Source organism: Frankia tisae (assembly GCF_025403405.1).
GTDB lineage: Bacteria > Actinomycetota > Actinomycetes > Frankiales > Frankiaceae > Frankia > Frankia tisai.
This window is the reverse complement of the sequence record NZ_JANEZT010000450.1, coordinates 1-4,700: the sequence shown is the minus strand read 5'-3', so window position 1 is coordinate 4,700 and position 4,700 is coordinate 1. Positions and strand designations below refer to the sequence as shown.

The 4,700-nt window shown below is 72.7% G+C and carries 3 protein-coding genes; all 3 read right to left on the bottom strand.

Annotated features, from left to right (window positions below):
• Positions 1-126: 126 nt before the first annotated feature.
• Positions 127-1,182, bottom strand: a complete 1,056-nt coding sequence (locus tag NBZ85_RS27800) for a lysylphosphatidylglycerol synthase transmembrane domain-containing protein (RefSeq protein WP_261558514.1) — start codon at positions 1,180-1,182, stop codon at positions 127-129.
• 208 nt (positions 1,183-1,390) lie between these two features.
• Positions 1,391-3,361, bottom strand: coding sequence for a 1-deoxy-D-xylulose-5-phosphate synthase (dxs, locus tag NBZ85_RS27795; RefSeq protein WP_261558513.1), 1,971 nt, complete (start codon positions 3,359-3,361; stop codon positions 1,391-1,393).
• A 157-nt stretch (positions 3,362-3,518) separates the two neighbouring features.
• The coding region (locus NBZ85_RS27790; RefSeq protein ID WP_261562952.1) for a class I SAM-dependent RNA methyltransferase at positions 3,519-4,700 on the bottom strand (1,182 nt) is incomplete at its 5' end.

Below are 4,700 nucleotides of genomic sequence, written 5' to 3'. Positions count from 1 at the left end.
GGGTTGGGGGGTCGGTGGCATAACACTGCGTATAATTGATCATGGAAGGGTGCGGAAAAGGGTGCGGAAAATACAGCGACCGGCGGGGCGCACCGACCTGACGGCACCTTCCAGGGCCTACTCGGACTAGCGGCGCGTCGCCGTGTCAGGTAGCTGGTCGGCGGTCCGTTCTCCTGCCGAAGCCCCTGGCCTCGGATCGGTCTCCATACCGGCTTCCGTGCGCCTGGCGCCCCGCCCGCGCAGAGCCACGCCGACACCGGCCCACACCAGGTCGGCGACCGTAGCCAGCAGCCGTGCCACCAGGGCGACCAGCGTGGCGGGACCACCCGCGACGGCGGGAGCGAGCGCGAGCACGAGCACCGCCTCGCGGACCCCGGCGCCAGCCGGCACGACGAGCACCAGGAAGCCGGCGGTCCAGGCCAGGGCGTAGGCGCCAACCGAGAGCAGCATCAGGCGCCCCCCGCCGACCTCGGGATCGAGATCGCGCACGAGCAGCCAGGTCGCCAGGCCGTACCAGCAGAAACTCACCAGGAGCCAGCCGGCGCCGACAGCGATCGGGCGCAGCGTCAGCGGCTCGTCGAGCGGGGCCCGACGCAGCAGCCGGAACGCCAGCGCGAGCAGCCGGGACAGCACCGACGGGTAGAGCAGGACGGCGAACACGGGGACGGCGGCCAGCGCCCACCAGTAGCTCGCGAGCGCGTCCGCGGAGACGAAGGGCAGGGTGATGGCGGCGGCCAGACCCCCGCTGGGGACGGCGAGGGCCAACACGACCAGGCTCGCCGAGGCCGCCTTCGGCCGGGAGATCCCGTAGTCGCGGGAGAGCTCCATCTGCGCGAGCACCGGCCACACGCTGCCGGGAATGTACTTGCCGATCTGACCCACGAAGAAGATCCGGACCGCCGCCCGCAGCGGCAGCTCGGCGCCGAGCCCGGCCAGCAGCGCCCGCCAGGACAGCACCGTGGTCCCGACGGCGAGGATGGTCGCGACTCCCGAGGCGACGACGCTGCCGACGGTAAGCAGGCGGAACGAATCCCGCACGTCGTTCCACTGGCTGGCCAGGGCCAGCACCATCAGGCCGAGGGCCACCAGAAGTGCGCCGCGCACGAGCCACCAGCGCGGGCCGCGCCCGGACCGGCGCGCGGAGGCGTCCGCCGGCTCGGCCGACGCGATGTGCTGACCCACCCCGCCAGCCTAGGCCGGGGTCCCGGCCGCCGGCGCTGCGGCCCCCGACAGTGCCGGCGGGCACCGGCCCGGCCAAGCAGCCGTCGTGAGCCCCCGGTCCCTCCCGGTGGCTACGAGAGGGACGTGGGACGACAGACAGCGGCGCCCCACCGCCGGGGGTACCGGAGGTGGGGCGCCGAGTCCGGCAGTCGCGGCCGGCCAGCACCGATCAGTGCTGGTCTGCGACCTGCTCGCCGGTGCGCTGCACGCCCGGGGAGGCCTGGCCCGCGACCGCGGCCGGGTCGCCCTCCAGCGCCGGCTGGCGCTTGGCGATGGCCTCGACGACCTTGCGGGCGAGGTCCTGGGGGGCAAGACCGACCTCAGCGATGATCTCATCACGCTTGGCGTGGTCGAGGAATCGCTGGGCGATGCCGAAGTCGCGCAGTGGGACATCGACGTCGGCGTCGCGCAGCAGCTGGGCCAGCGACGACCCGACCCCACCGACCCGGCCGTTGTCCTCGACGGTGACGACGAGGTCGTGGTCGCGGGCCAGGTCCACCAGCACCGTGGGCAGTGGCTTGACCCAGCGGGGGTCGACGACGGTGATGCCGATGCCCTGGCTGGCGACGAGGCGCGCCACCTCCAGGCAGGTGGTGGCCATCGCACCGGCGGAGACCAGCAGCACCTCGCGGCGCTGGGCCACCGCCGGCGAGCGGAACAGCACGTCCACCCCACCGATGGTGTCGATCGCCGGCACGTCCGCGGCGACCTTGCCCTTGGGGAAGCGGACCACGGTCGGCTTGTCGGTGGTCCCGATGGCCTCCCGCAGTTCGGCGCGCAGGGTCGGCGCGTCCCGGGGAGCGGCGATCGCGAGGCCGGGGACGACCTGCAGGAACGACATGTCCCACATGCCGTTGTGCGACGCGCCGTCCTCCCCGGTCACCCCGGCCCGGTCGAGCACGAACGTCACCGGCTGGCTGTGCAGGGCGACGTCCATGAGGACCTGGTCGAAGGCACGGTTGAGGAACGTCGCGTACAGGCACACGACCGGCTTGAGCCCGCCCATGGCGAGCCCGGCGGCCGAGGTGACGGCGTGCTGCTCGGCGATGCCCACGTCGAACACCCGGTCGGGGTAGGCCTTGGCGAACGGGCCGAGGCCGACCGGCTGGAGCATCGCGGCCGTCAGCGTGACCACGTCGGGCCGCTCGGCGCCGATCTGGACGATCTCCTCGGAGAAGATGTTCGTCCAGCTCGTGGTCTTCGACGTGGACACCGGCTTGCCGGTGACCGGGTTGATGACGCCGACGCCGTGGAAGTTGTCGGCGTCGTCCTGCTCGGCCGGCGGGTAGCCGAAGCCCTTGCGGGTGACACAGTGGACGATGACCGGCCCACCGAAGTCGCGGGCGCGGCGCAGAGCGGACTCGACCGCGACGACGTCGTGACCGTCGACCGGGCCGACGTACTTCAGCCCGAGGTCCTCGAACATCCCCTGCGGCTGGACGACGTCCTTGATGCCCTTCTTGATGCCGTGCAGCGCGTCGAACAGCGGCGCGCCGACCAGCGGCGTGCGGCCGAGGACCTGCTTGACGACGTCAAGGACCTGCTCGTACTCGGGGGCGAGGCGCAGGGCGGCCAGATGGTCGGCCAGGCCGCCGATCGTAGGCGCGTAGGACCGGCCGTTGTCGTTGACGACGACGACGACGGGGCGGTCGTCCGCCGCGATGTTGTTCAGGGCCTCCCAGCACATGCCCCCCGTCAGCGCGCCGTCACCAACGATCGCGACGACGGCCCGGTCCTCCCCGCGCAGCGCATAGGCGCGAGAGAGACCGTCGGCATAGGACAGGGCGGTCGAGGCGTGCGAATTCTCGACGATGTCGTGCTCGGACTCGGCCCGGCTGGGGTAGCCCGAAAGGCCACCCCGCTGACGCAGCCCGTCGAAATCGCCTGCCCGACCGGTGAGAATCTTGTGGACATAGGACTGGTGTCCGGTGTCCCAAAGGATGCGGTCGAACGGTGAATCAAACACTCGGTGAATCGCCAGCGTCAGCTCGACGGCACCGAGATTGGGTCCGAGATGGCCTCCGGTACGCGCGACGGCGTGAATGAGGAAATCACGGATCTCGGCCGCCAAGATGCCGAGCTCCTCATGGTCGAGGCGCTTGACGTCCTGGGGACAGCTGATCGTGGACAGAAGCGACACGGCGTGAACTCCCTCTCCCGAAAGGGGATCGGTCCGGGTCCGGCAAAGTCTACGCAGGTCGCCTGCGCGCCCGCAGACAGCCTGGCGACATGTGAGTTCCTCGTGGATGGGGAGGCAATAAGCTTGCTCGCGGTAAGATGCACCCCCGGCTCGCACACTATTGGTCGGGATGCAGGCACGCAGACGTACTCTCCTGCGCGGCGTGGCGCGCGGACGACACGCCGGGGCGATCGGGCGGCGCCGGATCCGATCGATCGGCCCCGGCGACCACCTCACGCTCCACCCCGCGTAGGCCTTCGGTTGCTGTAGGTTCGATGACGCGTGGCTCCAGTAGCGCCACGCATTCAACATGGGCGGTCATCGGGAACAGGTCGAACGCACGCAGCGAGACCAGCTCGTAACCGGCGGCCGATGCGGCCGCCAGGTCCCGGCCCAGGGCCACCGGGTCGCATGCGACGTAGGCGACGGCACGCGGGTGGTGGGCCAGCAGTGCGGCCATCACTGCGGGCCCTGCCCCGGTGCGGGGCGGGTCCAGCACGGCGGTGTCGACACGGCCGGCCGTCGACCCGCTGCCGACCACTCCGCGCACCGTCGCCGGAGTCACCCGCAGCGAGCGCAGTGACACCTGAGGCAGGTCGGCGAGGCTGCGGGCGGCGGCGGCCACCGCCGCGGCGTCGGATTCCATCGCGACGACCCGGCCGCCGGGGCCGACGTCGACGGCGAGGAACGCGGCGAACAGACCCGCCCCCGAGTACAGGTCGAGCGCCGTCTCCCCCGCCCGCGGCCGCAACGCGTCCCGGACGGCGGCGACCAGCACCTCCGGCGCGCCCGGATGGACCTGCCAGAACACGTCCGGCCCGAGCTGGAAGCGCCGCTCCCCCACCGTCTCGACGACCTCGCCGGGCGCCGCCGCGGCGGGATACACGGCGACGGCCACCTGTCCGGTGGACGGGCTCGCGGCGACCTCGACCGCCTCGGCGCCGGGAAACCGGCGCCCGGCCAGCGCCCCGGCCACGAGCGGGTGCGCGATGCGGCAGTCCGGGACGGCCACCACCGTGTGGGAGCGGCTGGCCCGCAATCCGATCTCACCCTGTGCGGTGACGGCGAAGCGCATCCGGGTCCGCCAGCCCAGACCGTCGTCCCCCTCGCCGCCCGGCCGGTCGCCCCGGCCGCCGACGGGCACCGCCTCGACAACCACCCGCACGGGCCCGCGCCGGGCACCGGACTCCCCCTGCCGGCCGGCGGGCGCGGCGGGCGCAACGGACGTGGGATGGGCCTCGGGGTCGGCCACGGCGTCCAGCCCGCCGAAGCGGCGCAGCGCCTCCGCGATCACCTCGGC